The sequence below is a fragment of the Leucobacter luti genome (assembly GCF_019464495.1).
Taxonomy (GTDB): domain Bacteria; phylum Actinomycetota; class Actinomycetes; order Actinomycetales; family Microbacteriaceae; genus Leucobacter; species Leucobacter luti_A.
This window is the reverse complement of record NZ_CP080492.1, coordinates 3,358,115-3,382,862: the sequence shown is the minus strand read 5'-3', so window position 1 is coordinate 3,382,862 and position 24,748 is coordinate 3,358,115. Positions and strand designations below refer to the sequence as shown.

Annotated in this window: 21 protein-coding genes and 1 pseudogene; 5 read left to right on the top strand and 17 right to left on the bottom strand. The window is 66.1% G+C overall.

Features of this window, described 5'->3' with window-relative positions; genetic code table 11:
- Positions 1-89: 89 nt before the first annotated feature.
- Both tsf and rpsB read right to left on the bottom strand, forming a co-directional pair.
- Positions 90-920, bottom strand: coding sequence for a translation elongation factor Ts (gene tsf, locus K1X41_RS15130; RefSeq protein WP_132202784.1), 831 nt, complete (start codon positions 918-920; stop codon positions 90-92).
- Positions 921-965: 45 nt separating this feature from the next.
- Positions 966-1,847, bottom strand: coding sequence for a 30S ribosomal protein S2 (rpsB, locus tag K1X41_RS15125; RefSeq protein WP_132202782.1), 882 nt, complete (start codon positions 1,845-1,847; stop codon positions 966-968).
- 340 nt (positions 1,848-2,187) lie between these two features.
- Between rpsB and K1X41_RS15120 the strand changes: the two genes are divergently transcribed.
- On the top strand, positions 2,188-2,790 hold the full coding sequence (locus K1X41_RS15120) for a M23 family metallopeptidase (RefSeq protein WP_220175004.1): 603 nt from the start codon (positions 2,188-2,190) through the stop codon (positions 2,788-2,790).
- A gap of 43 nt (positions 2,791-2,833) precedes the next feature.
- Here the strand turns inward: K1X41_RS15120 and K1X41_RS15115 are convergent, their stop codons facing one another.
- The 5 genes and pseudogenes from K1X41_RS15115 to K1X41_RS15095 all read right to left on the bottom strand — a co-directional run bounded on the left by K1X41_RS15115 (position 2,834) and on the right by K1X41_RS15095 (position 7,862).
- Positions 2,834-3,901, bottom strand: coding sequence for a tyrosine recombinase XerC (locus tag K1X41_RS15115; RefSeq protein ID WP_220175003.1), 1,068 nt, complete (start codon positions 3,899-3,901; stop codon positions 2,834-2,836).
- Between the two features lie 4 nt (positions 3,902-3,905).
- Entirely contained in the window at positions 3,906-5,306 is a 1,401-nt protein-coding gene (gene dprA, locus K1X41_RS15110) for a DNA-processing protein DprA (protein WP_258566744.1), read from the bottom strand.
- An 83-nt stretch (positions 5,307-5,389) separates the two neighbouring features.
- Positions 5,390-6,963 (bottom strand): annotated as a pseudogene (locus K1X41_RS15105) (YifB family Mg chelatase-like AAA ATPase).
- Complete coding sequence (locus K1X41_RS15100) at positions 6,960-7,394, bottom strand: YraN family protein (protein ID WP_220175002.1); 435 nt, start codon at positions 7,392-7,394, stop codon at positions 6,960-6,962. The pseudogene K1X41_RS15105 and the gene K1X41_RS15100 overlap by 4 nt, the downstream one beginning before the upstream one ends.
- Positions 7,395-7,538: 144 nt before the next feature.
- Positions 7,539-7,862 carry a DUF2469 domain-containing protein gene (locus tag K1X41_RS15095; RefSeq protein ID WP_132202774.1) on the bottom strand — a complete coding sequence of 108 codons (324 nt, stop codon included), beginning with the start codon at positions 7,860-7,862 and terminating at the stop codon, positions 7,539-7,541.
- A 170-nt stretch (positions 7,863-8,032) separates the two neighbouring features.
- Between K1X41_RS15095 and K1X41_RS15090 the strand changes: the two genes are divergently transcribed.
- From K1X41_RS15090 to K1X41_RS15080, 4 genes are all read left to right on the top strand, one after another.
- Positions 8,033-8,857 (top strand): hypothetical protein, encoded by an 825-nt coding sequence (locus tag K1X41_RS15090; protein WP_220175001.1) that lies wholly within the window; start codon positions 8,033-8,035, stop codon positions 8,855-8,857.
- A complete protein-coding gene (locus K1X41_RS15085) occupies positions 8,854-10,062 on the top strand; it encodes a DNA polymerase Y family protein (protein WP_258566582.1) in 1,209 nt (402 codons plus the stop codon). The genes K1X41_RS15090 and K1X41_RS15085 overlap by 4 nt, the downstream gene beginning before the upstream one ends.
- Positions 10,053-10,475 (top strand): hypothetical protein, encoded by a 423-nt coding sequence (locus tag K1X41_RS15895; RefSeq protein WP_258566581.1) that lies wholly within the window; start codon positions 10,053-10,055, stop codon positions 10,473-10,475. The genes K1X41_RS15085 and K1X41_RS15895 overlap by 10 nt, the downstream gene beginning before the upstream one ends.
- Positions 10,476-10,633: 158 nt before the next feature.
- Positions 10,634-14,485: an error-prone DNA polymerase gene (locus tag K1X41_RS15080; protein ID WP_220175000.1), complete on the top strand. Its 3,852-nt coding sequence runs from the start codon at positions 10,634-10,636 to the stop codon at positions 14,483-14,485.
- A gap of 144 nt (positions 14,486-14,629) precedes the next feature.
- Here the strand turns inward: K1X41_RS15080 and K1X41_RS15075 are convergent, their stop codons facing one another.
- The 10 genes from K1X41_RS15075 to K1X41_RS15030 all read right to left on the bottom strand — a co-directional run bounded on the left by K1X41_RS15075 (position 14,630) and on the right by K1X41_RS15030 (position 24,710).
- Positions 14,630-16,084 carry an aldehyde dehydrogenase family protein gene (locus K1X41_RS15075; protein WP_220174999.1) on the bottom strand — a complete coding sequence of 485 codons (1,455 nt, stop codon included), beginning with the start codon at positions 16,082-16,084 and terminating at the stop codon, positions 14,630-14,632.
- A gap of 2 nt (positions 16,085-16,086) precedes the next feature.
- Positions 16,087-16,875, bottom strand: coding sequence for a sugar isomerase domain-containing protein (locus K1X41_RS15070; protein WP_220174998.1), 789 nt, complete (start codon positions 16,873-16,875; stop codon positions 16,087-16,089).
- A 106-nt stretch (positions 16,876-16,981) separates the two neighbouring features.
- Positions 16,982-17,716 carry a nucleoside phosphorylase gene (locus K1X41_RS15065; RefSeq protein ID WP_132202764.1) on the bottom strand — a complete coding sequence of 245 codons (735 nt, stop codon included), beginning with the start codon at positions 17,714-17,716 and terminating at the stop codon, positions 16,982-16,984.
- A gap of 43 nt (positions 17,717-17,759) precedes the next feature.
- A complete protein-coding gene (locus tag K1X41_RS15060; RefSeq protein ID WP_220174997.1) occupies positions 17,760-18,641 on the bottom strand; it encodes a carbohydrate kinase family protein in 882 nt (293 codons plus the stop codon).
- Positions 18,638-19,201, bottom strand: coding sequence for a cysteine hydrolase family protein (locus K1X41_RS15055; RefSeq protein WP_220174996.1), 564 nt, complete (start codon positions 19,199-19,201; stop codon positions 18,638-18,640). Before K1X41_RS15055 ends, K1X41_RS15060 begins: the two co-directional genes overlap by 4 nt.
- 17 nt (positions 19,202-19,218) lie before the next feature.
- A complete protein-coding gene (locus K1X41_RS15050) occupies positions 19,219-20,121 on the bottom strand; it encodes an ABC transporter permease (RefSeq protein ID WP_220174995.1) in 903 nt (300 codons plus the stop codon).
- Positions 20,118-21,248, bottom strand: coding sequence for an ABC transporter permease (locus K1X41_RS15045; protein WP_132202756.1), 1,131 nt, complete (start codon positions 21,246-21,248; stop codon positions 20,118-20,120). Before K1X41_RS15045 ends, K1X41_RS15050 begins: the two co-directional genes overlap by 4 nt.
- On the bottom strand, positions 21,245-22,849 hold the full coding sequence (locus tag K1X41_RS15040; protein WP_220174994.1) for an ABC transporter ATP-binding protein: 1,605 nt from the start codon (positions 22,847-22,849) through the stop codon (positions 21,245-21,247). The genes K1X41_RS15045 and K1X41_RS15040 overlap by 4 nt, the downstream gene beginning before the upstream one ends.
- Positions 22,850-22,879: 30 nt before the next feature.
- The gene (locus tag K1X41_RS15035; protein ID WP_220174993.1) at positions 22,880-23,947 is read right to left on the bottom strand and encodes a BMP family lipoprotein; all 1,068 of its coding nucleotides are present in this window, start codon (positions 23,945-23,947) and stop codon (positions 22,880-22,882) included.
- Entirely contained in the window at positions 23,865-24,710 is an 846-nt protein-coding gene (locus K1X41_RS15030; protein WP_243642801.1) for a GntR family transcriptional regulator, read from the bottom strand. The genes K1X41_RS15035 and K1X41_RS15030 overlap by 83 nt, the downstream gene beginning before the upstream one ends.
- Between the last annotated feature and the right edge of the window lie 38 nt (positions 24,711-24,748).

The window sequence follows — 24,748 nt, the reverse complement described above, 5'->3', positions numbered from 1 at the left end:
GTACGACGGGGTGTGCCTCAGCTGAGGCAATAGTAGTGCGGACATAGCACGGGACCCGGACCAAATGGCCCGGGTCCCGTAACTATCAGTTAGGCTCCGACCTTGCTGCGAGCGAAGCTGGTGACCGTGATTCCAGCTGCTTCAGCAACCTTCTTCACTTCACGCTTCTCGTCATCCAGCGCGTGGACCTGCTCGCCGAGCACGACCTGCTTGAAGAACGCGTTGAGGCGACCTTCAACGATCTTCGGCAGCGCTGCCTCGGGCTTGCCCTCGTTCTTCGAGATCTCGGTAACGATCTCGCGCTCCTTCTCCACGTCAGCAGCGGGAACTTCTTCACGCGCAACGTAGAGGGGATCAGCGAACGAGATGTGACGCGCGATGCTGAGTGCAGCAGCTGCGTCATCGCCCTCGTAGCCCACAACCACGCCGATCTGCGGCGGCAGATCCTTCGAGGTCTGGTGCAGGTAGACGGAGGTCGCAGGCGCCTCGATGCGGGTCACCTTGCGAAGCACAATGCGCTCGCCGATGATCGCAGACTCGTCAGCGATCACGTCAGCAACGGTCTTGCCGTCAGCGGGAGCCGCGAGGGCCTCCTCGGCGGACTTCGCGTTTGCTGCAACGATTGCGTCAAGAACACGCTCTGCCAGTGCAATGAACTTCTCGTTCTTCGCGACGAAGTCGGTCTCGCAGACGAGCTCGATCATCGTGGCAGCGCCCTCGCTCTGGCGGACCGCGACGAGACCTTCGCTCGCCTCACGGTCGCCACGCTTCGCAACACCCTTCAGGCCCTTGAGACGCAGGATCTCAATCGCCTTCTCGATGTCGCCCTCAGCCTCGACGAGTGCGTTCTTGCTGTCGAGCATGCCGGCGCCAAGACGCTCGCGCAGCTCCTTCACAGCGGCCATGCTTACTGCAGCCATGTGTGACTCCTTATGAGTGGTTCAGTGTCTAACGGGGAACCGAAATTACTCGGCAGCAGGTGCGGCTTCGGCAGCCTCAGCTGCGGGCGCCTCAGCGACCTCAGCTGCGGGGGCCTCAGCGGCCGGAGCCTCAGCGGCGGGCGTCTCAGCGGCCTCAGCTGCGGGCGCGTCTGCGTTGAGCAGTTCAACTTCCCACTCAGCGAGCGGCTCAGCAGCAGCTTCGCCTGCCTCGGGCTTCTGGTGGCGCTCCATGAGGCCCTCAGCCACCGCGTCAGCAATCACGCGGGTGAGCAGTGCCACCGAGCGGATCGCGTCGTCGTTACCCGGGATCGGGTAGGTGACCTCGTCGGGATCGCAGTTCGTGTCGAGGATGGCGATAACGGGGATGCCCAGCTTCTTCGCCTCATCGATCGCGAGGTGCTCCTTCTTGGTGTCAACCACCCAGAGAGCCGAGGGGGTCTTGCCCATGTTGCGGATGCCGCCGAGCGACTTCTGCAGCTTATCGAGCTCGCGCTTCTTGAGCAGAAGCTCCTTCTTGGTGAAGCCACTCGTGGTGCCTTCGAAGTCGAGCTGCTCAAGTTCCTTCATGCGCTCCAGGCGGCCGGTGACCGTCTGGAAGTTGGTGAGCAGGCCACCGAGCCAGCGCTGGTTGACGTAGGGCTGGTTCACGCGGGTCGCCTGCTCGGCGACTGCTTCCTGAGCCTGCTTCTTGGTGCCGACGAACAGCACGTTGCCGCCCCGGGCAACGGTCTGCTTCACGAACTCGTATGCCGAGTCGATGTAGCCGAGCGACTGCTGGAGGTCGATGATGTAGATGCCCGAGCGCTCGGTGAAGATAAAGCGCTTCATCTTCGGGTTCCAGCGACGCGTCTGGTGTCCGAAGTGGACGCCGCTGTCGAGCAGCTGGCGCATGGTTACAACGGCCATTGCCGTCTCCTGTTCTGCGCACCCCAATAGGCGCGCTCTTTCGGTTTCTTCGGTCGCGGTTGCGACCAGATCCTGGTGCCTTCGTGCTCCGCCGCTTCGTTCCGAGGAACTGAAGACCGGTGGCGGCGCTCCGGTGAGTAGGCACGCGAAGTCACCTCTTTCGAGGTGCATCGACAAGTGTAGCATCCGCTTCGGCTCCGTCTACGCATGACACCGGCGCAATGTTGTTCGGATTTCCCTCTTCGCGCACACCCACGTAATTCGGCCCCCTCTCGACCAGTTCTCCACGTTTCCTGGTTCCCTGATGCCCTCCCGCACGACTTCACACAAGCTGGTCACCATGACGCCTCTACTTGGTTCTGCATCTGGAGCGCGCGCTGCTGCTCGCTCAGTTTCGCGAGCAGCAGCGCGCGCGATTACTCGCTCCGGTACCACAGCCGTTCCGGCTACCGCACTGCTCCTCGCAGTCGCTGCCGCAGGCGCCGTGACCGTCACGCTAGGCATCGTGCACGCTGCGGGCCCAGCTGCCGGTGCCGTGGGCCCCGACCGCTGGCTCTCACCGCTGGCTGGGCAGCTCGTAGTCTCCGGCCCGTATCTCGCACCACCAACGCCCTACAGCTCGGGACACCGCGGCATTGATCTTCCGGCTGCGCCTGGGGCTGCGGTGCGCGCGCCAGAGGGCGGCACCGTGTCCTTTGTTGGGAGCGTGGTGGATCGCGACACGATCACCATTCGCGTGAACGCAACAACGGTCTATTCGATCGAGCCACTGACGAGCCCACTGAGCGTGGGATCGACTGTGCCGCGCGGCGGGTCAGTGGGAACAATCGCAAGCGGAGGGCACTGCGAGAGCGAATGCGTGCACCTCGGCGTACGCGTGAACGAGGAGTACGTGTCTCCGCTCCGATTCCTGCTCGGGGCACCGGTCCTGCTGCCCTGGTGAGCGGGCACTCAACGTGCCGACCGAGGCCGGGGCGAGAGCGGCCCTAGGCGCGCGGGTGGGCCTGACGGTAGCGTTCGGCGAGGCGCTCGGTCGACACGTGCGTGTAGACCTGGGTACTCGCGAGACTGGAGTGGCCCAGCATCTCCTGCACCACACGCAGATCTGCGCCACCGTTGAGGAGATGAGTTGCGGCAGTGTGTCTGAGCGTGTGCGGGCCGCTCGGTCCGCTTCCCGGTTCCTGCGCGAGCTCGCGGGACACCAGCCGATAGACCGCGCTCGGCGTTAGCGGCGCGCCCTGGTTCCCCAGGAACAGTGGTGCTGCTGGACCGGAGCTGGTGTGGCGGGCGAGCCTTGGAGCCACCTCGGGCCCCGCTGCAGTGCCACCCCGCGCTCGGGCCGTGTCGGGTGCGTCGTGCGCGTCAGCCGCGTCAGCCGTGTCAGCCACGTCAGCCGCGTCGGCGCGCCCGACGGCCACTTGCACTGCTTCGGCCCGCGCGATGAGCGCAGGGCGGGCTCGCACAAGGTAGCTCTCGAGCGAACGAGCTGCTGGGGCCCCGAACGGGACCACTCGTTCTTTCCCACCCTTTCCGAGCACCCGCACGGTCCGCTCGCGCCGATCCAACCCGCTCGGGCTGAGTCCGCACAGCTCGGAGACACGCAAAGCGGTGGCGTAGAGCAGTTCAAGCACGGCGTGATCACGCAGTGCTTCCGGGTCGCCGCCCGCAGCACGCGTAGCGACTCGGTCAAGGATCCTGCTGATCTGTTCGTCGCCCAGCACCCGCGGAAGCGCACGCGGGGCCTTCGGTGTGCGCAGCCGGGAGGCGGGGTTGCCTGGCACGAGGCGGCTGCGCTCGAGCCAGGTGCCGAATGACTTCAGGGTGGCAACGTTCCGGGCGAGCGTGCTCGCCGCCAGCCCACGCTGCTGTCGGTCCCAGAGCCAAGCCCGCATCAGCTCGAGCTCACAGTCCGCCAGTTGCGTTGCGCCCATCCGGTCCGCGAACTCTGTGAAGTCCTGCAGGTCTCGGCGATAGGCACGCACAGTGTGCTCCGAATAGCCGTACTCCGCACGGACAGCCGCGAGGAACGCCGTGGTCGCCGCTTCGAGGTGCATGTTCTCATTCTCGTCGCTGCAGCCCCCACTCGTCTCCGCCACGGCTCGGCGTTTCGCGACGAGCCACATATCCCAGGAGTTCCAGCTCGGCGAGCACTCCACGAGCTTCGGCTCTGCCGATACCCGCGCGGCGCGCAACGTCCTCCGCGCTCCGACTCCCCCGCAACGGCAACGCATCGATCACCCGCTGCTGCACCGCGGGCTGCCGCACGGCACCCGACTCGGCGCCGCCACTCACCTCGAACTCTGCAGGGGTGCCCCGTACCCCTGCCAGCGAACGGTTCGTGGGTTCTGAGCCGGCCCCCAGCCCGAGCCCCGTTCCTTCTCCAGCCGAAATTCCCGCTGCGGTCTCCGCGCCTGATCCAGCTTCAGTTCCCAATTCGGCTTCTGCTTTTGCTCCGGCCGGTGCGCCCAGGTCTGCGAGCGCGGTCCGTGGCACGTCGAGCAGCTCGCGCAGTTCCTCCTCATTCGATACGAGTTGCGCGCCGTATTCACGAATCAGGCGGTGACAGCCCGCAGATGCGGCACTCGTCACCGGCCCGGGCACTGCACCGAGCGTTCGCCCCAGGCTCGCCGCGTGCCCAGCTGTATTCAGGGAGCCTGATCTCAGGCCCGCCTCGGTGACGAGCGTTGCCCCTGAAAGCGCAGCGATCAATCGGTTGCGTTGCAGAAATCTCCACCGGGTCGGCGCGGCGCCTGGCACCAGTTCTGAACACACGAGGCCGTCAACTCCGATGCGATGAAGCAGCGACCTGTGCGAGCTGGGATAGATCCGGTCCGCACCACCAGCCAACACGGCGATCGTAGGATGCCCTGCGGCGAGCGCCGTGCGATGCGCCACTGCGTCGATGCCGTAGGCAGCTCCGGAGACGATAGTCAGGCCTGCGTCGCCTGCGACGTGTGTGAGTTCCGCGGTGATATTCGCACCATAGCCGGTGCAGGCCCGAGCACCGACGACGGCCAGGCTGGGCGCAGTGAGGTGCGCCGTATTCCCCCGCACCCAGAGCACGAGTGGCGCGTGCGCTCCAAGATCGTCGAGGGGCTCCGGCCATGCGCTGGTCCCCGGAGTCAGCAGCCGCATATCCGCAGCGATTGCTCGGTCAAGGTCTCCGACACACTCTTTCCTGCTGAGACGAGGGAGCCACCGGTGCACTCCGGCGGTGATGGCGCGATCCGATAGCTCGGTAACCCCGGCCTCGCGTGCGCGTGCACTGATCATCCGTGGTGCCCTGCCTGCTGCCAACAGGGCAAGTAGCTCTTCGGCCCCCAGTGCGGCAATGAGTGTGCCGGCGATTGCGTCGCCCGGTTCAACAAGCCTCGACCACACGACTCTTGCGAGCAGCGCGTCCGCACGCTCGGGAGCGAGTTCCGGAGTGTGAGGAGATTCCGTGGTGCGTCCGGCCATTCGCCCGCTCCACTCGCGCGGCATCAGTCGCGCGAGGCGTGCACGGAGCTCGGCATCGGCACCGATGTATGGCGTTGTCCCGGTCACGATTCTGCCCCGTTCCGGAGCAGGAGTGCCTGCGCAATATCGTCGCGCCTGGGCCGCTCATGACCCGCGAGGTCTGCGATGCTCCACGCGACACGCAGGACCCGGTCGTAGCCGCGCAGTGTGAGGCCTCCCGCGCCAGAGCGCGGTCGAGTATCGCCGTGTCGCTACGCGGCAACCGCTGCTCTGAGTTTCGAAGCCAGCGTCCCGGCACCTCCGCGTTGACGCGCCAGGGCGTTCCGCGCAGTCGCTCACCTGCCCGCTCCCGCGCGCACACGACTCGGGCGCGCAGTTCGGCGCTCGTGGGGGCAGCGTGTTCTGGATCTGAGCGCGCCACGCGCGACACTCGGTGCAGTGTGAGGTGCAGGTCGATGCGATCAGCCAGCGGCCCTGAGATACGTTGCTGGTATCTCACGCGCACACTCGGCGGGCAGTGGCACTCCAGCGCGGTGTCGGGTGAGCCGGCGTTCCCGCACGGGCACGGGTTCGCTGCGAGCACGAGTTGCACGCGCGCTGGGAGCGCCGTGCGGAGCTGCGCGCGGTGGATCTCGATTGTGCCGGATTCGAGCGGTTGCCGCAGCGCGTCAAGCACCGCTCGCGGAAACTCTGGCGCCTCGTCCATGAGCAGGACCCCATGATGCGCGCGCGTCACTGCTCCGGGCCGCACGACGTTACCCATTCCTCCGCCGATGATCGCCACAGGCGAGGCAGTGTGGTGTGGGCTCTCAAAAGGCGGCCGCCGCACCAGCTCGGTGAGTGCAGTCCCGCCGAGCGAGGCGATGCTGCTCGCTTCGAGAGCCTCGGAATCGGTGAGCTCTGGGAGCACAGTGGGCAGGCGCATCGCGAGCATGGTCTTGCCCGCCCCGGGCGGCCCGAGGAGCGACAGGTGGTGGCGTCCCGCAGCTGCGATTACGAGTGCCTCAACGGCGTCGGGTTGCCCCACGATCTCGGACACATCATCGGGTTGCTGCTTGGGGGTGCCCTCCACCGCGGCACTGACCGGACGGTTGCTCGTGTGAACAGCCGGCGACGGCGTTCGAGTGACCTGGCAGCCCTGGCGATACCATTCGACCGCCTCGGTGAGTGTGGCGACCGCAACCACCTCGATCCCTGGGACGAGCGCAGCCTCGTCGCCACACTCTGCGGGGACCATGATGCGGCGGAACCCCAGACGACGTGCGGCGACGGTGGCCGAGAGCAGGCCGGCTGGTCGACGAAGCTCCCCGCCAAGACCAAGCTCTCCGAGGTGGACGGTGTCAGCAAGGTGGGCTGCCGGCATGCGCCGCGAAGCTGCAAGGGCCGCAAGCGCGATCGCGAGGTCGAATCCGGCCCCGTGCTTCGGAAGCGCCGCTGGGCTAAGGTTCACCGTCACGAAACGGTTCGAGAGCTGGATCCCCGCCTGTGTTGTTGCGGTGCGCACGCGAAGTTTCGCCTCAGCGAGCGCAGTATCCGGCAGTCCGATAATGGTCATGCCGGGAAGCTGCTGCGACACGGCAGCTTCAACCGTGACCGCCGTGCCGTCGAGCCCGGTGAGCGCAACCGCCGCAGCTCTACAGACGATGTCATCGGTCACGAGATGCCTCGCAGATGATCTACCTGCGGCTGCTGCCCCGGGAGGATCGTAATGCCGATGGCGTCGATCCTGAGTTCTTTGCTTCGCTCCTGGTGTGTTCGCACCCACTCAAAGAGCAGCCGTCTGAGGCGCCCGACTTTGCGCGCAGTGATCGCGGTCAGGGGACCCCCGAATTTCTCGCCGCCCCGGGTTTTGACCTCGACGGCGACCAGCGCATCACCGTCCCGCACCACCAGGTCGAGTTCGCCGTACCGGCTGTGCCAGTTGCGGTCGAGGATGCGATAGCCGAGCGTGGCGAGAAAGTCGGCTGCGACCGCCTCACCGCGAGCGCCGAGTGTGAGCTGTTTTGAGGCCTCAAGCGCAGGAGCAGCGAAGAGCGCTCCCGCGTGGTGAGAGCGTTGGGGGTGTTGGGGGGATGATGCAGGGTTCATTGGGGTGACCTCCTGCCAATATTGTCGGCAGGAACTTCCCCTCACAGAGCCCGGTTGTGGGCGTTGTGGATAGACATGCTCAGTCAGCCCGAATCGGGCTGCTGTGAGCGAAGATCAGGACCCTCCCAGGGCCCCATTCAGCACTTACTCGTCGAGCGCGAGTTCCTGCGGGATCGAGAACTCACGCGTGGAGAGCTCCTCGATATTCACGTCTTTGAACGTGAGCACACGCACCACTTTCACGAAGCGGTCAGCGCGGTACACGTCCCACACCCACACGTCGTTCATCAGCAGTTCGAAGTAAAAGTCGCTGCCGGCATCCTGTCGCTGCAGACTGACGTCATTCGCAAGATAGAAGCGGCGCTCGGTTTCGACGACATAGCGGAACTGGCTTGCGATATCGCGGTACTCGCGAAACAGCGACAGTTCAGCTTCGCGCTCATAATCGTCCAGCTCGTCCTCGTTCATCTCCCCCATCCTACGCCGTCTCACCCCAACACAAATGAGCCATCCGCACGATCCCTTCACGAGACTCCCGCGTGGCCGCGATATGCGTGCATCCGATGACTGGTCCTTCCACCAACACACGGGACACAATCGAGATTGACTTATTCGAACATATGTTCGAATATTGCTGCATGAACGCCTCCGCGACCGTCCGTTCGCTGCAGCAGCGCATCACTCAGATGCAGCCGCTGCGGCTCGACGATCGCGCCCTGCCGACCCCCACAGCGCTCCGCCCGCTCCTCCCGGGCGGCGCACTCCGCAAGGGTTCGAGCTACACGGTGCACGGCTCACAGCAGCTTGCGCTCGCACTCCTGGCAGCGGCATCAGCTGCCGGATCCTGGTGCGGAGTAGTCGGTATACCCACGTTCGGAGCCGAAGCGGCAGCAGAGCTTGGGATAGCACTCGATCGCTGCGTTCTGATCCCAGACCCTGGAACCGATGCGCTCGGCCTCGCTGGCGCGCTGAGCGAGGTCCTCACCGTCGTGCTGCTGCGCACTCCGGCCCAACCGGGGCCAGGCGACGCTGAACGGATTTCCGCACGGCTCCGCGAACACGGTTCCGCTCTCGTTGTCGCGGGCGAGTGGCCACACCCCGAAAGCACCCTCAGCGTCGTGGGGTCGCGATGGTCCGGGCTCGGGCGCGGTGAAGGGGCGCTCATGGACCGCGAGCTCACGGTTGAGTCGCAGGATCGTCGCGGGGTGCACCGGCATCTCGTGCACTTCAGGAACGGGGTCCTCGCCACTCCGGCCGCCCCAGCCCGCACAGCGGAATCCGCCCGGCACGCCTCTCCTCTCACGGCTGTCAGCGCTATCCCGGCAGCTGCTGCAGATTCCACGACGCCTGCAGATTCCATGACGCCTGCAATTTCCACGACGCCTGCAGTTTCCCGCATCGCACGCTCCTCACCCCCTCCAATGGCGCTCGTCACCGAGCTGCACTCCGGGAGCATGGCATGAGCGCGGCAGAACGGGTACTCGTATTCTGGGTTCCAGACTGGCCGATCCACGCATACCTCCGTGACCACGCAGAAGAGGTCGCAGGAGACAGTGCAGCAGACATCGCCGATGAGCTGCCCGCCGCAATCGCTGTCATCGCGAACCGGAGCGTAGTCGCGTGCTCAGCCGCGGCGCGCGAGGAGGGCGTGCGTGTTGGATTACGCGAACGCGAAGCACAGATGCGCTGCCCGGAACTGGCGCTCCGTCCGCATGATCCAGAGGTCGACGAGCGGCGCTTTGCACCCGTCCTCGCCGCTATCGAAGAGATCATCCCCGGCGTTGAACCCCGGCGACCGGGCTTGTGCGCAATGAGAGCGCGCGGCCCCGTTCGGTATTACGGCGGAGAAGAGCCAGCCGCTGCCGCACTACTGCAGCTCGCCGAGACGCTCGAATTGGAGGGCGTACGGATCGGGATTGCCGACGGCCTCTTCACCGCAGAACAGGCTGCACGCGCCGCGACCACCACCCCCGGCATTACTGCGCCGCGCGCTGAGGTGCGTATCGTGGCGCCCGGCGGATCCGCGGCATTTCTCAGCCCGCTCCCGGTCGACCGTGCGGCCCCGGGCGAGTTCGCCGAAGTTCTCACGGGGCTGGGCATCCGCACCCTTGGAGCGTTGGCCGCGCTCCCGGAGGATGCCGTGCGGCAGCGTTTCGGGGCAGCCGGAATCGCTGCGCACCGTCGTGCCACCGCCATCGGCCCCGCCCACGGCGTGGAAGTGCGACCACGCACTCCCGTCAAGGAGTTTGCGGTCGAGCTGAGTTTTGAGCCGCCCGTAGACACCGCAGAGCAGCTCGCGTTTACCTGCGTCACGCTCGCAGAACGATTCATCGCTGGCCTTGCAGAGGAACATCTCGTATGCACGGCGCTACGCGTCGAACTCACCGACGACATTGGGGTGCGCCACGAACGGGAGTGGGCGCATCCACGCCGCTTCACCGCGAGCGACACAGTCGGCCGTCTCCGCTGGCAGGCGGCTTCCTCTCACAGGATTCCGACCGTGGCGGCGCGGGGGTCACACGCGTGCGCATCACGCCCACGCACACCGACCGGGCGGCCGCCCACGAACCTGGCCTCTGGAACACCGAGCCCGATGAGCGCGTGCACCACCATCTCAGCCGCGCACAGAATCGCCTCGGACACGCGGCGGTTGGCACGATGCAGCTGACTGGTGGGCGGCTCCTCGCGAACCGGCAACGGTTGCTTCCGTGGGGCACGACACGCACCCGGCCACGAGATGCGCGCGCGTCGGCCGCCGGTCCGTGGCCGGGCTCACTCACCGGCCCGGTGCCGAGCCGGGTGTTCGCAGAACCGCTCCCAGCAGCGCTCCTTGACACCACAGGCACCGAAGTCGGAATCGATGCCGAGGATCTCCTGACTGCTGCGCCTGCCCGACTGCGCGTGTCCCGCACTGATTTCCCGGATCCGGTCCAGCACTGGTCACACCCCTGGCCGCTGCGAGAGCGCTGGTGGCAGGGTGCGCCGGATCGGGTTCGGCTCCAACTCGAGCTCGCCGACGGCGACGCCTGGCTGCTCTTTTACGAGGAGGGGAAGTGGTTCGCTGAAGGGCGCTACGACTGAACCGCTCCGGCGACGCGGAACCGTGTTGCAGTGCCCTTCGAACTCCCGCGGGACGGCGGTGCAAGTGATCCGTGAATGGCCGGGCACGGAGCGCGCAGATCGGCCACTATCCAATTGACACGCCTGGACCCTCATCACACAGAAAGGAAGGAGTACCCGTGGGCTGGAACAACCCGCCGCTGACGTGGACCGAGTTTGAGCGCAAAATTTCGGGGCGCCCAACGACACCGCGCGTCACGACTTCGGGAGAGCCGCGCCCGCCCGCGATCCTGCCGACGAGCACAGCACCGGGCGCTCCACCGCCGCACGAACCACGTGAGTCCGAGTCGGAGCACGTCCCCTACGCAGAGCTGCACGCCCACTCGCACTTCAGCTTCCTCGACGGCGCAGCCGCGCCTGACGAGCTCATCGCCGAGGCGACGCGTCTCGGGCTCACCGGGCTTGCGATCACCGATCACGACGGCTTCTATGGCGCAGCCGTCTTCGCGGCGGCCGCCGAGTCCGCCGCGCGTAAAGCGGCTTCAGCGCACGCAGCCGCCCAGACCGCAGCCCCAAGCACCTCGCGTCTCCCCCAAACTGAAGCGTCCTCAGTTCCTCCTCCGCTCCTCACCGTGTACGGCTCGGAACTCTCGCTCGGCCTCGACGCCCCACAACTCGGCGCCACCGACCCGATGGGTACACATCTGCTCGTGCTCGCCCGGGGAGCGCAGGGCTACCATCAGCTCGCCTCCGCAATCACCGAGGGACAACTTGCGGGTGGCGAAAAGGGGCGCCCGGTGTACGACCTCGAGCAACTCGCCGCGCTGGGCAGGGACAACTGGGCAATCCTCACTGGCTGTCGCAAAGGCGCGGTGCGGCAAGCGCTCGAATCAGCCAGCACGCGTGGGGCGGGCGAGGAGCAGGCGCGCGCCGAACTCACCCGCCTCACCGACCTCTTCGGACGAGACAACGTCTACGTCGAACTCACGAGCCACGGACATCCCGGCGATGACCACCGCAACGCCCAGCTCGCCGCCCTTGCCGCAGAACAGCACCTGCCGCTCATCGTCACCGGCAACGTGCACTATGCCACTCGCGCACAGGCACCACTCGCCGAGGCGATGTCGGCTGTGCGCGCCCGCCGCAGCCTTGACGAGCTCGACCCACACCTCCCAGCCTCAGGCGCAGCGCGTCTGCGCTCGGGAGCCGCGCAGCTCCGCCGCTTCGCACGCTATTCCGATGCGATCGCCCGCACCGTCCCGCTCGCACGCGAACTCGCGTTCCCACTCCGCTCCGCCAAGCCGCGCCTCCCCCAGCTCCCCGTCCCCGCAGGGCACACCCCGATGTCCTGGCTTCGCCAGCTCGTGTGGGAGGGGGCTGAGCGACGCTATGGCGCACTCACCGACAGCGTGCGTACCCGTCTCACGCGCGAACTGGAGGTGATCGAGGAAAAAGATTTCCCCGGCTATTTCCTCATCGTGCACGATCTCGTGCAGGAAGCTCGCCGCCGCGGAATCCTCTGTCAGGGCCGCGGATCGGCGGCCAACTCCGCAGTCTGCTTCGTGCTCCACATCACCGCGGTCGACTCGATCCGCTACGACCTCCCCTTCGAGCGGTTCCTCTCAAGCATGCGCGACGAGGAGCCCGACATCGATGTCGATTTTGACTCAGAACGCCGCGAAGAGGTCATCCAGTACGTCTACGAAACGTACGGTCGGCGGAACGCCGCACAGGTCGCCAACATCATCAGCTACCGCCCCAAAGCGGCGATTCGCGACGCGGCCAAGGCACTCGGCTACGGCGCCGGACAGCAACGAGCATGGACCAAAGCGATGGAGCGCTGGCGCGCCATCGAGGAAGACCCGGATAGCCCGATCCCGCTCCCTGTCCAACGGCTGGCGCAACAGTTCCTCAAGGCCCCGCGCCATCTCGGCATACACTCGGGCGGAATGGTGCTCACCGAACGCCCTGTCGGCGAAGTCTGCCCCATCGAGCACGCACGCATGGATCGCCGCACCGTGTTGCAGTGGGACAAAGAATCCTGCGAAACAATGGGGCTCGTCAAGTTCGACATGCTCGGCCTCGGCATGCTCAGCGCGCTCCAAAAGACGATGGACATCATTGCGGGCGCGACAGGCGAGCACTGGACCCTCGAAACCGTGCCGAAAGAAGAGCCCGGCGTCTACGACATGCTCTGCCGCGCCGACGCGATCGGTGTGTTCCAGCTCGAGAGCCGCGCGCAACTCAATACGCTCCCGCGACTCCTCCCCCGCAGCTTCTACGATCTCGTCATCGAGATCGCGCTCATCCGGCCTGGCCCGATCCAGGGTGGTGCAGTGCACCCCTATCTCCGGCGCCGCAATGGCACCGAAGACATTACCTATTCACACCCGAAGCTGCAGCCCGTTCTCGAGCGCACGCTCGGAGTGCCGCTGTTCCAAGAGCAGCTCATGCAGATGGCAATGGCGGTGGGTGACTGCACCGCGGAGGATGCCGACCTGCTGCGCCGCGCCATGGGGTCGAAGCGTGGCCAGGAACACATCGATTCGCTGCGTGACACACTCTTTGCCGGGATGGCCCGCAACGGCATCACGGGAGACGCCGCCACCCATCTCTACGAACAAATCGAGGCGTTCGCGAACTTCGGCTTCGCCGAGAGCCACTCCATCAGCTTCGCGCTGCTCGTCTACATAAGCTCCTGGTTCAAGCTGCACTACCCTGGCGCTTTTCTCGCGGGACTACTGCGCTCCCAACCCATGGGCTTCTACGCACCACGCACCCTCGTGGCAGATGCCCGCAGGCACGGCGTCAAGATCCTCCCCGTCGATGTGCAGCGCTCAGGCACGTTTGCAGATCTCGAAGCACTCGACGCCACGGGCCCCAGGAGCACCAGAGGCACGGCCAGCACAGCCGGCGCCCCAGGCACGGCACACGGGGCAGGCAAGGCGGAGGCCGAGGCAGGCACGGCCGGCAAGGCACGCGGGGCAGGCATGGCGGACGAAGCCAACCGGGCAGACACGGCAAGCCAGGCGGTCAGGGGCGGACCCGAGTCAGGACCCGGACCCGGGTATGAGTCCGGACCCGAGGCCGGGGCCGGAACCGAGTCCGGGTCCGAGTCCGAGCCCGGGCCCGAGGCCGGGACCGGGACCGGGTCCGGGTCCGGGTCCAGCTCCACCCCGCACCGACTCACCGCACACGCAGTCAACACCGAATGCACGGCCGATGAGCCGATCCGGGCCATCGCCCCGCACGAGGCCACCGCCCCAGTCCCTCCGTTCGACCGGACCGCGCGCGACACGAGCGGCGCCCATCGCCGCGACGACGCGTTCGCGGTACGGCTCGGACTCTCCGAGATCCGGGGCATCGAAACGTCAACAGCCGAGCGCATTGTCGCAGCACGCGCTGAGGGCGGCCCGTTCCTGGACCTCGCTGACCTCGCGCGCCGCGCCGATCTCGATCGTCCCCGGCTCGAAGCGCTCGCTGCCGCGGGCGCGTGTGACAGCCTCGGCATCGGGCGGCGCGAGGCGCTCTGGTCTGCTGCCCCAGCAGCCGACAACCGAGAACGGTTCCTCCCCGGCATCGCCGTGCACGTACAGCCACCGCTTCTGCCGGTGCTGACCGGCTCCGAGCAGACCGCGCTCGACCTCTGGAGCACCGGCATCGTCACCGGCGAGCACCCACTCGCGCTGCTCCGAGACGCACTCGACGCGCGCCGGGTGGTGCGCTCAGACAGCACCCGAAGCGCAGCACCAGGCAGCACCATTACCGTTGCCGGGCTCGTCACCCACCGGCAGCGCCCCAGCACCGCCGGCGGCATCACGTTCCTCACCCTGGAAGACGAAGCGGGCACAGTGAACATCGTGACGTTTGCACAGGTGTGGCAGCGCAACAGGCTCGTGGCTCGCTCCGCACCGGCGCTGCTCGTCACAGGCGTTCTGGAGCGCTCGCCAGAGGGCGTCGTCAACGTCATCGCGAACAGTTTCGAGCCGCTGGCTGCCCCCGCAGGCATCGGGTCTCGCGATTTCCACTAACCCGGGCACCCTCTGGCGCAGTCGCTGACCCCAGTCGGTTCTCCGAACGCCAACAGCGCGCCGAAACAACGCACGTCGAAACAACGCACGTCGAGACTTCAGTGCCTCCGAAGTCTCGACGTGCCCTATTTCGATCCGCAGCGTCTACGCGTGCCGACGGCGCAGACGAATGTGGCGCTGCTGCATCATGCCCTGCAGCCCCTCAGGGCCGAGCTCGCGCCCAAACCCAGACATCTTCCATCCGCCAAACGGCGCCTGCAACTCAGACACGTCATTGATATTCACCCCGACACCGCCGGCGTGGATCCGCTCAGCGACACCCCACGCGCGATCGAGATCGTTTCCGTAGACGTACGCCGCGAGGCCGTAGTCCCCCCGATTCGCAAGCTCGGCAACATCGGTGCCGGCAGCGAAGCGGTGCACCGCGACAAGCGGACCAAAGGTCTCCTCATGCATCACAAGCGCGTCAGCAGACACCCGATCGAGCACGGTCGGCTCGAAGAACATCGTCGCGTCAAGCCCATCACGCACTTCAGCATTCTTGCCACCGGTGCCGAGCACGGCCCCGCTCGCGAGTGCCTCAGCAATGTGCCTGCGCGATTTCTCGATCACGGCAGCCGTGGTCACCGGCCCCCCGGTGATCCCCGCTTCGACTCCGTGCCCCAGCGTGATGGCGCGCGCCTCAGCGATCACCGCCTCCGCAAACTCATCGGCAATCGACTCAGCGACGAGAATTCGGTTCACCGCGATGCAAATCTGGCCCGCGTTCGAGAACGAACGCCGCGCAGCGGCGGTGGCTGCCTCAGCAATGTCCGCATCGTCGAGCACGATGAACGGCGAGTGGCCGCCCAGCTCAAGCGTCACACGCTTCATCGTGCTCGCCGCTGAACGCATGATCGCTTGCCCAGTCGCCGTCGACGCAGTCGCAGTGATCGCGGCAACGTCAGGATGCTCGGAGAGCCGCGACCCAGCAGCAAACGCACCAGGCAGATCTGAGAGTACGCCCTCTGGAATCCCGGCATCGAGGAAGCACTGCACGAACTCGGCAATCGCGAGCGGCGCCTCGGTGGGCGGCTTCACCACAACTGAGTTGCCAGCGGCAAGTGCCGGCCCGATCTTCCAGGCGTACAGGTCAACCGGGTAGTTCCACGGCACGATCGCGGCGACCACACCGAGCGGCTCCCACGTGACCAGCGAGCGGATATCGGCCCGCGACGTGGGACGCATCGAGCCCCAGACCCGGCGTCCTTGCTCCGCGTAGTACCGAATTACCTGAGCCCCGAAGGCGATTTCCTTCACGCTGTCGGGAATCGGCTTGCCCTGTTCACGCGTCAGCAGTTCCGCCATCGCGGGGGTGCGCTCGTCAATGATCGCCGCAGCGCGAAGCAGAATATCGCAGCGCTCGTCTGCGGTCAGCAGGTTCCAGCGCCGGAACCCTTCCTGTGCTGCGACCACGGCGCGATCGACATCAGCAGCGCCCGCAACGGAACTCGTCCCGATCACCTCGCCAGTGGCGGGATCACGCACTTCGATGGTCTCACCGCTCAGTGCCGGAACCCACTCACCTCCGACACACAGCGTGCGATCATACGACGCCATGGCTATCGCACCTCCGGCGCGGAGAACTCGCGCGAGCGCAGCCGGCGCCACAGTTCCGCGTAGTTGCGGTCGTTCTGCTGGTGCGCGAACTTCGTGCGGTTCGAGTTCGTGTTCACCATGATCATCGGCGTCTCACCGCGTACCACGAGGGCCGCTGAGGTGGAGGCGTTGATAGCGTGGCCGACGGCGACAGCGATCGACGTCGAGGTCGGGCCGACCGGGAACTCTAGGCCATCGATGAACTGGGAGGCATCCTCGAGCGGAATGCCCGTGTCGATCACGACATCAGCGATCTCGTACAGTCGGTGTCCGCTTGAGTGACGGCTCTCGACCTGCGAGGAGTGCGGCACCGAGGTCACCGCAATGACTTTGAGGCCCCGCTCTTTGAATTCAACGGCCATGTCGAGGATCACGGCGTTGATGCCCGAGTGCGAGAACAGGATCAGCGCGTCGCCCTCCTTGATCTGGTGCGAACGCAGGATCGCATTGCCGTACCCCTCGCGGGTGTGCAGAAAGCGGTACTGGGCGGTGCCCTGGTCGCCAAGCACGTGGTGCATCAGCGCGATCGAGCTCTCGACGATGGGGCGGAACCCTGTCACCCCGCCGGTGCGGGGGAACATCTCGAGGGCGGCGAAGCCGCCGTGTCCGGTGCCGAAGGTGAACACCAGGCCGTCATTGGCGATGGTGTCGGCGCAGATCTCCGCGGCCTGTGCGATGGCTTCGTCCTGGGTGTCGCGAACGCGCGCGAGCTTCGCGATGACGTCGTCGAAGTATCCGGTAGCAATGCTCATGGTGTTTCTCCTAGGTAGTTGGTCTGTGTGGTGTGGTGGCGAACTGGCCCAACTGGCCAGCTGCCGAACTGGCGCAGCCGATCACTGTGCCCGAAAGAATCGGGCACTACGCCGCGAGTGCTTCAAGGCCGGCGCGGAGCAGTTGCAGCTCTGCTTCACGCCTCGGCTCAGCGTCGAGCTTCGAGAAGTCGCGTCCGTCGACGCTCGCCAGGCAGAGCGATGCCGCCGCGATGCCGCGCGCGCGGGCCACCACGAACACGGCACTCGTCTCCATATCGGTGCCGACAACGTGCTGTGCAGCGCGCTCGGCGTACAGCTCAGCCTGCCCCGCAGGATCGCCGCGACGCATGAGATCGGTGTAGAACCCGTCCGCGGTCGCGTAGATTCCGGTGCGCACCGGAAGACCGGTGGCGCGGGCAGCAGCCTCGGCATGCGCAGTGAGTTCGAAGTCAGGGACCGCAGGGTATTCGAGCGGCAGGTAGCCGAGCGAGGTCCCCTCCCCCCGGATCGCGCCATGCGCGACCACAAGGTCGCCCAGTTCGCTCACCCCAGCAGTCATGACGGTGCCGAGCCGGAGCACGCGCCGCACGCCGATGGAGGCAAGCTCTTCGACCACGACTGCTGCGATTGGTGCGCCCATGCCGAAGGCGGAGACCGTAATCTTCCGGCCCTTGTACGTTCCCGTTGCAGTGGTGAGTCCGCGGTCCTCGTTGAGCAGCTGTGCGTCATCGAGCAGTTCCGTCGCGAGCAGCACGCGGCCGCGGTCGCCGACGATAATGGCGTCTTCCCCGACCTGCTCGGGAGTGCAGTGCAGGTACCAGGCTTCGTTCGCCGTAATCATTCGTTCCTCTTTCTATTCATCACTTGGTCTGTGTGGCGGCCGGCTATGCGCGGGCCGCGAGCATCTGGGCGGTCGCTGCCGCTGCGTCCCTGATGTGGTCGAGCATGGTCTCGGGACCCGGTGCTGGATCGCGCACGAGCCGCGCAGCGAGCGTCCCGGAGAAGGTGTCGCCAGCCCCTGTCGTGTCGACGCCAACCACCGGGTGAGCTGGAACGCTCCCGCAGGAGACGATCTCGCCTGCTGCGGCAACGCGCAGCAGTTCTGCCCCCGCCGCACCGCGCGTGAGCACGATCAGCGTGCCGGGCTGCGCCAGGCGGGAGATCGTGTCGACGTAGGCGCGCTCACCCTCGCTCAGGGTGACAATCTGTGCCCGGGACGCGAGCGCTTCTGCCAGTGACGGCGGCAGCGACGCAGGGTCCTGCTTCACGATCCAGAACACACCGCACTCGGCGGGTACGAGCTCGAGGAGCTCAGCGGTCGCAGCAGCTGGCCCGATCGTCACCACCGCGAGATCCGCGGTGGTGAGGAGCTCCCGCTGCGCATCGGTGAGCCCGATCTCGTGGCAGTCTCCTGGATCAAACAGGCAGATCGTGCCCTGGCCCTCCGGGTACAGCAGGTGCGACGACGGACTGCGCGTGCCCGCCACGGCAACACCCGCGGTATCCGCTCCGCCCGCGGTGATCGCGTGCAGCCACCCTGTCGCCTCGGTGTCAGTGCCGACCCACGACAGGGCAGAAACACGCACGGAGGGATCAGCGGCAGCAGCAGCGCGAGTGACGTGTGCGACGCCGCCGAAGCGTGGCCATTCTTCCGCACGCGAACGCACGATCGTCGTGGCGTCCAGCCCTTCAAAGGGGGCGAGTTGCAGCGCGTAGTCGATACTCGCGTAGCCACTCACCACGAGCGTGGGAGTCCGGCCCGTCACAGCAGCGCCTCGGCCTCGTGCAGCGTCACGACACTGCCGAAGTAGCGCTCGATATCTTCAAGGCTCGCCTCGGCGAGGTGCGGCCGGTTCGAGTTCGTCGCTTCACGCGGCACGACCACTTCGAAGCCCCCAGCGAAGGCATCCTGCACTGTGGCACGAATACAGACATTCGTCTTCACTCCAGCCACGATCACGCGGGTGATGCCCTGTTCGCGGAGCACGAGGTCCAAGTCCGTCGCGTAGAACGCTGAGTAGCGCCGCTTCGGCACGACGATCTCGCGCACGCGCGCCGCGGGCTCGAAGCCGGGGAAGAAATCCGCATCGTGTGCGCCAGCTTCGTGGTGCCGCGGCAGCTTGTCGAACTCGAAGTCAGCAAGTCCCCGGTAGTGTCGCTCAACCGCGTGCACCACAAGTGCATCACGCGCGCGTGCAGTGTCGCGCAGGGAAGCGAGCGCCGGCAACGTTGCGGCGACCTCAGGGTAATAATTCGGCTGGCCAGGTTCGTAGAACGAGTTGATCACGTCGACGAGCAACAGCGCCGTGGTCGGTGTGGGGGTCATGGTGTCCTTCATGCTGGCTAGGCCGTCATCCGGGTACGGCGGCGCAGGCCGGTATACCCGGCCCAGGCGAGCACCGCAACAACAGCGATGTACGGCAGGGTTTGAATAAGGTCGGAGGGGAAGCCCCCGCTGGTCTGAAGGCGAATCTGCAGTGCGTCAAAGAAAGAGAACAGCAGACAGGCGAGTGCCGTTGGCAGTGGCCGTGAGCGTCCGAAGTAGAACGCTGCAAGCGCGACGAACCCGCGTCCGGCGATCATGTTCTCGTTGAACAGTCCGCTCACTCCGAGCGCGAGAGCCACCCCGCCGAGCCCCGCGAGCATGCCGGCAATCGTGCCAGCGGCGTCTCGAAGGCCGAGCGTGCGAACGCCGAGTGATGCCGTAGCGCTCTCGCTCACTCCGGTTGCGCGCGTCCGGATCCCCCACCGAGTATTCGCAAACGCCCATGCGAGAAACGGCACCAGCAGCACCGCAAACCAGAACAGCACGTCTTTCCCGCTGAAGATGGCACCGAGGATCGGCACCTCGTCCAGACCAGGAATCGTGATCCGCGGGAGCCGCGGCTGATTGGGGAACCGCAGCGTGCCTGAGACGCCGTAGACGGCGCGCAGGGTGAAGCCTACGATTCCGAGGGCCACGATGTTGAATCCGAGACCGACGATGATCTCGTTGGCCGAAAGCCGCGTGATCACGAGGCTCATGACGAGACCGGCGAGGGCACCGCCGACCCCTCCGACAAGGATCCCGACAAGCCAGCTGCCTGTCGCAGTGCTCGCGATGATCCCGGAGAAGGCGCCGACAAGCATCTGCCCTTCGAGGCCGATGTTGACGACTCCGGCGCGGCGGTGGATCGCACCGCCGAGCGCAGCCAGGACCAGCGGGACTGCGAGCAGCAGCGTTGAGTTAATGATGCTGTCGATCACGCGAGATCCCCCGATCCGGCAGCGTCACGCTTTCGCCTCCGCAGGCGCGGGATCGCAAACTGCGCGACGGCGAGCATCATGACGGTGCCCTGCAAAATGTCGATGAGCTGGATCGGGATGTTCACGAACAGCTGCACGGTTGCGCCCGCGGCTGCCAAAGCGCCGAAGGCGACGGCGCCGATCACGATCCCAATCGGATTGAATCGCGCAAGGAGCGCAATCGCGATGCCGGTGAAACCAAAACTCGCCGAGAATCCCACCGAGAATCGGTGCACGACGCCGAGGGCGTGCACGGCACCGCCGAGGCCGCCGATTGCGCCAGATGCCAGCATGGCGGTCATGAGCACCGTGCGCACACGCAGTCCCTGCGCCATTGAGAATCGCGGGGTCTTGCCCACGGCGTCGAACTCGAATCCGAGTCGGCTGCGCCTGGCCCACACCGCGTATCCCAACACGAGCAAAATCGCGATGACAAAGCCGAGGCTGAGTTGTCCGGGAGGTGCGAGCGGGGGGAGTTCTGCGGACGCCGCAACGTATGCCGTCGCGGAGTTTGCCTGTCCCGGAGCGAGAAAGAACGACTGCACGAGCCAGGCGGTCACACCGGTCACGATGAAGTTGAACATCAGCGTCGATACGACCTCATCGACCCCGAGCCACGTGCGCAGCAGGGCAGGAACCAAGGAGACGAGCATGCCGGCAAGCGCGCCTGCAACGAGGCACGCGAGCACGGCAAGCATCGGGGGCAGTCCCCCCACGCTCGCACCCACCACGGCCGCAGCGAGCCCCGCGAAGGCGAAGCTGCCCTCGACGCCAACGTTGAACACGCCAGCTCGGAACGCCACGGCTGCAGCGAGGCCGGTGAATAGGAGCGGCGTCGCCGCAGTAAGCGTTGCGTTGATCCGCGCTCCGTCGCCAAACGCCTCGCGTACGAGCATCCCGTAGATTTCGAGCGGATTCTTGCCGCCGACCAGAAGCGCGAGCGCGCCAACGATGAGCGCAATCACCACTGGCACGGCGATCCGCCAGACTGAGGCTCCGAGGCGCGCCCACGGGATCCCGCGGCGGCGCACCGGCACTGGGACGTACGCGGTGCGGGATCCTGTTTCCGGCACCTGTTGGAAGGTCATCGGACCTCTCCCGTCGATTCGGAGGCCGAAGCCTCAGATGAAGATTGTGGGTGCGCTGCCGCGTCCGCAGTGCCGAGCATGAGCTTGCCGAGGGCGACGCGATCAGCATTGCGACCGAGTTCACCGGCAACTCGGCCCTGGTGCAGCACGAGCACACGGTCGGCGAGGGCTTGGATTTCGTCGAGTTCCTCGCTGAAGAGTACGACCGCGCTCCCAGCGTCACGGGCTGCGCGCAGCTGTTCGTGAATGAAGCCGATGCCGCGAATATCAACTCCGCGGGTGGGCTGGCTGGCAATCAGCACGCTCGGCCGCTCACGCAACTCGCGCGCGATCACGACTCGCTGCTGATTGCCGCCAGAAAGGCTCGCGATCGCATCCTTTTCGGAGCCGTAGCGCACGGCTCCGGCCGTGAGTACATCGGAGACCGCCTGGCGCACCCGAGCGGGGACGAGCCAGCCGAACTTCGCGAGCCGGGAGAGCCCGGGTGTCGCCACGGAGTTCTCGGCAATCGAGAGCTCCAGCGCAAGCCCCTCATGCTTGCGATCCGCGCTGACATAGCCGAAGCCAGCCTCGCGCCTGGCACGCACAGATGGCTTCGTGAGCTCGGTGCCCCGCAGCACGATTGAGCCGTGTTCGATCCGACGCAGTCCGATCAATGCCTCCGCAAGCTCGTCCTGGCCGTTGCCAGACACGGCGGCGATCCCGAGGATCTCACCCGCGCGCACCGTCAGGTCAACGTCTTCGAGGCGCGCGACACCGCGGTCATCACGGGCGGAAAGCCCCCGGCACTCGAGCACTACGTCGCCCGGCACTCCAGCACGAGATTGCTCCTGTGGCAATTGTTCGTCGCCGCCCATGATGAGGCTCGCAAGCAGCTCAACGGACGCGTCCGCGCGCTGGATCGGGGGCTCAGTGACTCCAGATCGCAGCACGGTGATGGCGTCTGCCGCCCGCATCACCTCGCCCAGCTTGTGGCTGATGAAGATCACGGTCTTCCCGTCGTCGGCGAGCCGCCTGAGCAGGTCGAGCAGCTGAATCGCCTGAGCAGGGGCAAGCACGGCGGTCGGCTCGTCAAGAATCAGAAGGTCAGCGCCGCGCCCGATGAGGCGCAGGATTTCAACCTGCTGCTGGATCGCGATTGGCGTGTGCGCCGCGAGCAGATCCCAGTCGATCTCAGCGCCTACCGCGTCCGCAAGCACCGCTGCCTCGCGGCGCGCGGCAGCCCAATCAATGCTGCCCGCGCGCAGCGGCTCGTGCCCGAGCACGAGGTTTTCGAGCAGCGTGAGCTCTGGCACGATGGCCAGTTCCTGTTGCACGAGTCCGATTCCGTGCCTGATTGCGTCACGCGGACTTCCGAAACTCACGGGAACCCCGTCGACAAGGATTTCCCCTGAGTCTGGCCGGTCGAGCCCGCAGAGCATCTTCATCAGCGTGCTCTTCCCGGCACCGTTCTCACCGATGACGGCGAGCACGGTACCGCGGTGTGCCGTGAGCGACACGTCCCGGTTCGCGCGCACCGGCCCAAACGACCTGGCGATCCTGCGCGCCTCGATCCGTGGCGGCGAGGGGAACTCCCCCGCCGCCGCAGCAAGCTGGTTCATCGTGCGGTTCTTCCTGCTCTGCGTATCCGGCTAGTTGCCCTGGTAGAAGTCCGGGTAGCCGTCGGAGACGACGTTCCAGACCTTGATGTCGCCATCGATGATCTGCTGCTTCAGCTGGTCGAGCTTCGTCAGCGTCTCCGGTGCGATCGCGTCCTTCGTGAATTCAAAGTCGGTGAGGCCAACGGCGTCTTCTTTCAGGCCGAAGGTGACGGTCTCGCCACCGGGGAAATTCCCGGCTGCGTAATCGGTGACGACAGACTCCACAGCGAGGTCGGTGCGCTTCAGCACGCTCGTGAGCACGGTTCCCGGGGCGGATCCGTCCTGGTTGTCGTCAACGCCGATCGCGTAGTGGTTCGCCTCTTCAGCGGCCTGGATCACGCCGGCCCCGGTTCCACCGGCGACCGAGTAGACGATATCCGCGCCGCGCTCGAACATCGACTGTGCGAGCTGCTGCCCCTTCGCCGGGTCAGCGAAGTCGTTGGAGTAGGCGGTGAGGACCTCGATGTCGGAATCGATGTCCTGCGCGCCCTGCATGAACCCGACAAGGAACTTATCGATTCCGACTCCTGCGGTGCCACCGATCACGCCGATCACCTTGTCGGCGTTGATCTTCGGGTCAGCAGTGTTCGTGGTCTGCATCGCCGCAAGTGCACCGGCGAGGTATGAGCCTTCCTGCTCCTGGAACAGCACCGAGGCAACGTTGTCCCCCTCCGCCTCGGCGTTGAAGATCACCCAGCTGTTGTCAGGGAAGTCCTGCGCAACTTTGCCGATGATCTCGTTGTGCGAGAACTCGAGGTCAACGATGAGGTTGACGCCCGATTGCCCGGCGCGACGAAGCAGTTGCTCGCCCTGGCCGACGACGTCGTCGGACTCAATCGTGTTGCCCTCCATGCCGGTCTCAGCGAGCGCGGATTCGAAGCCGCGGTTCGCGAGGTCGTTGTAGGACTGATCTCCCAGGCCGCCCTGTGCGATGACGAGCGCTGCACGCTCGCCGGTTCCTGCTCCGTCGCCGGAGCTAGGCGTCGCTGCTGAACACGCCGTGAGCGCGAGGAGTGTAGCCGCCGCCGGAACGATGAGTAGTGCGCGGGTCCGATTCATGTGATCCTCCGTTGGATTGATTGGTGAGCGTTACGCGGTAGAGGTAGTGAGTGCCCAGGTAGCGGGCGCGGACATGCTCGATGAGCTGCCCTGAAGGGTCATGCGAGAGCCGGTCGACCTCGATCAACGCAGCTCCGGGATCCACGCCGAGGTGTTCAGACTCCTCGGGTGTGGCGTTGATCGCGCGCAGTGCTTCTTCGCCCTCGGCAAGGCTGAGCCCGGCGTCTCGGAGGGCACCGTAGAACGAGAACCCGGGCTGTGCTGCCGCGCGCTCGTCGAGGCCGACACGGTGCGCGACGTAGTCGGGAACGATCAGGCGCTGCAGGCCAACCGGCGTGCCTCCGACGCTGCGCAGACGCTCAAGTACCACAATGCCGACATCGTCGGGGAACGGGGACCCTGGCCGCCCAGCAGCGCCAGGCGCGAACTCTGCGTAGTCCAACAGAATGCTGCCGGGCCGAAGGCCAAGACTATCCACGTGCTCGCTGAAGCTCGTGAGCTCGGGCAGCTTACGCTCCATCGGGCGTGAACGGACAAAGGTGCCTTTGCCGCGGCGCCTGGAGATCAGGCCGCGGTCGATCAGCAGCTCGAAGGCTTTGAGAATGGTGGACCGCGAAAGGTTGTTCTCAGCCGCAAGCGTTGGCTCGCTCGGGAGCTGTGTCCCCGGCTCAAGTTGCTCGTCGGTGATGTACGCGTCGAGTGCGTTTGCCAGCTGCATGTACAGCGGTTGCACGCCACGCGAGGTGTCGAGGTCGAATCGCATCTTTGCTCCCGTCCCGAAAGTTATCCGGTTGTCCGGAC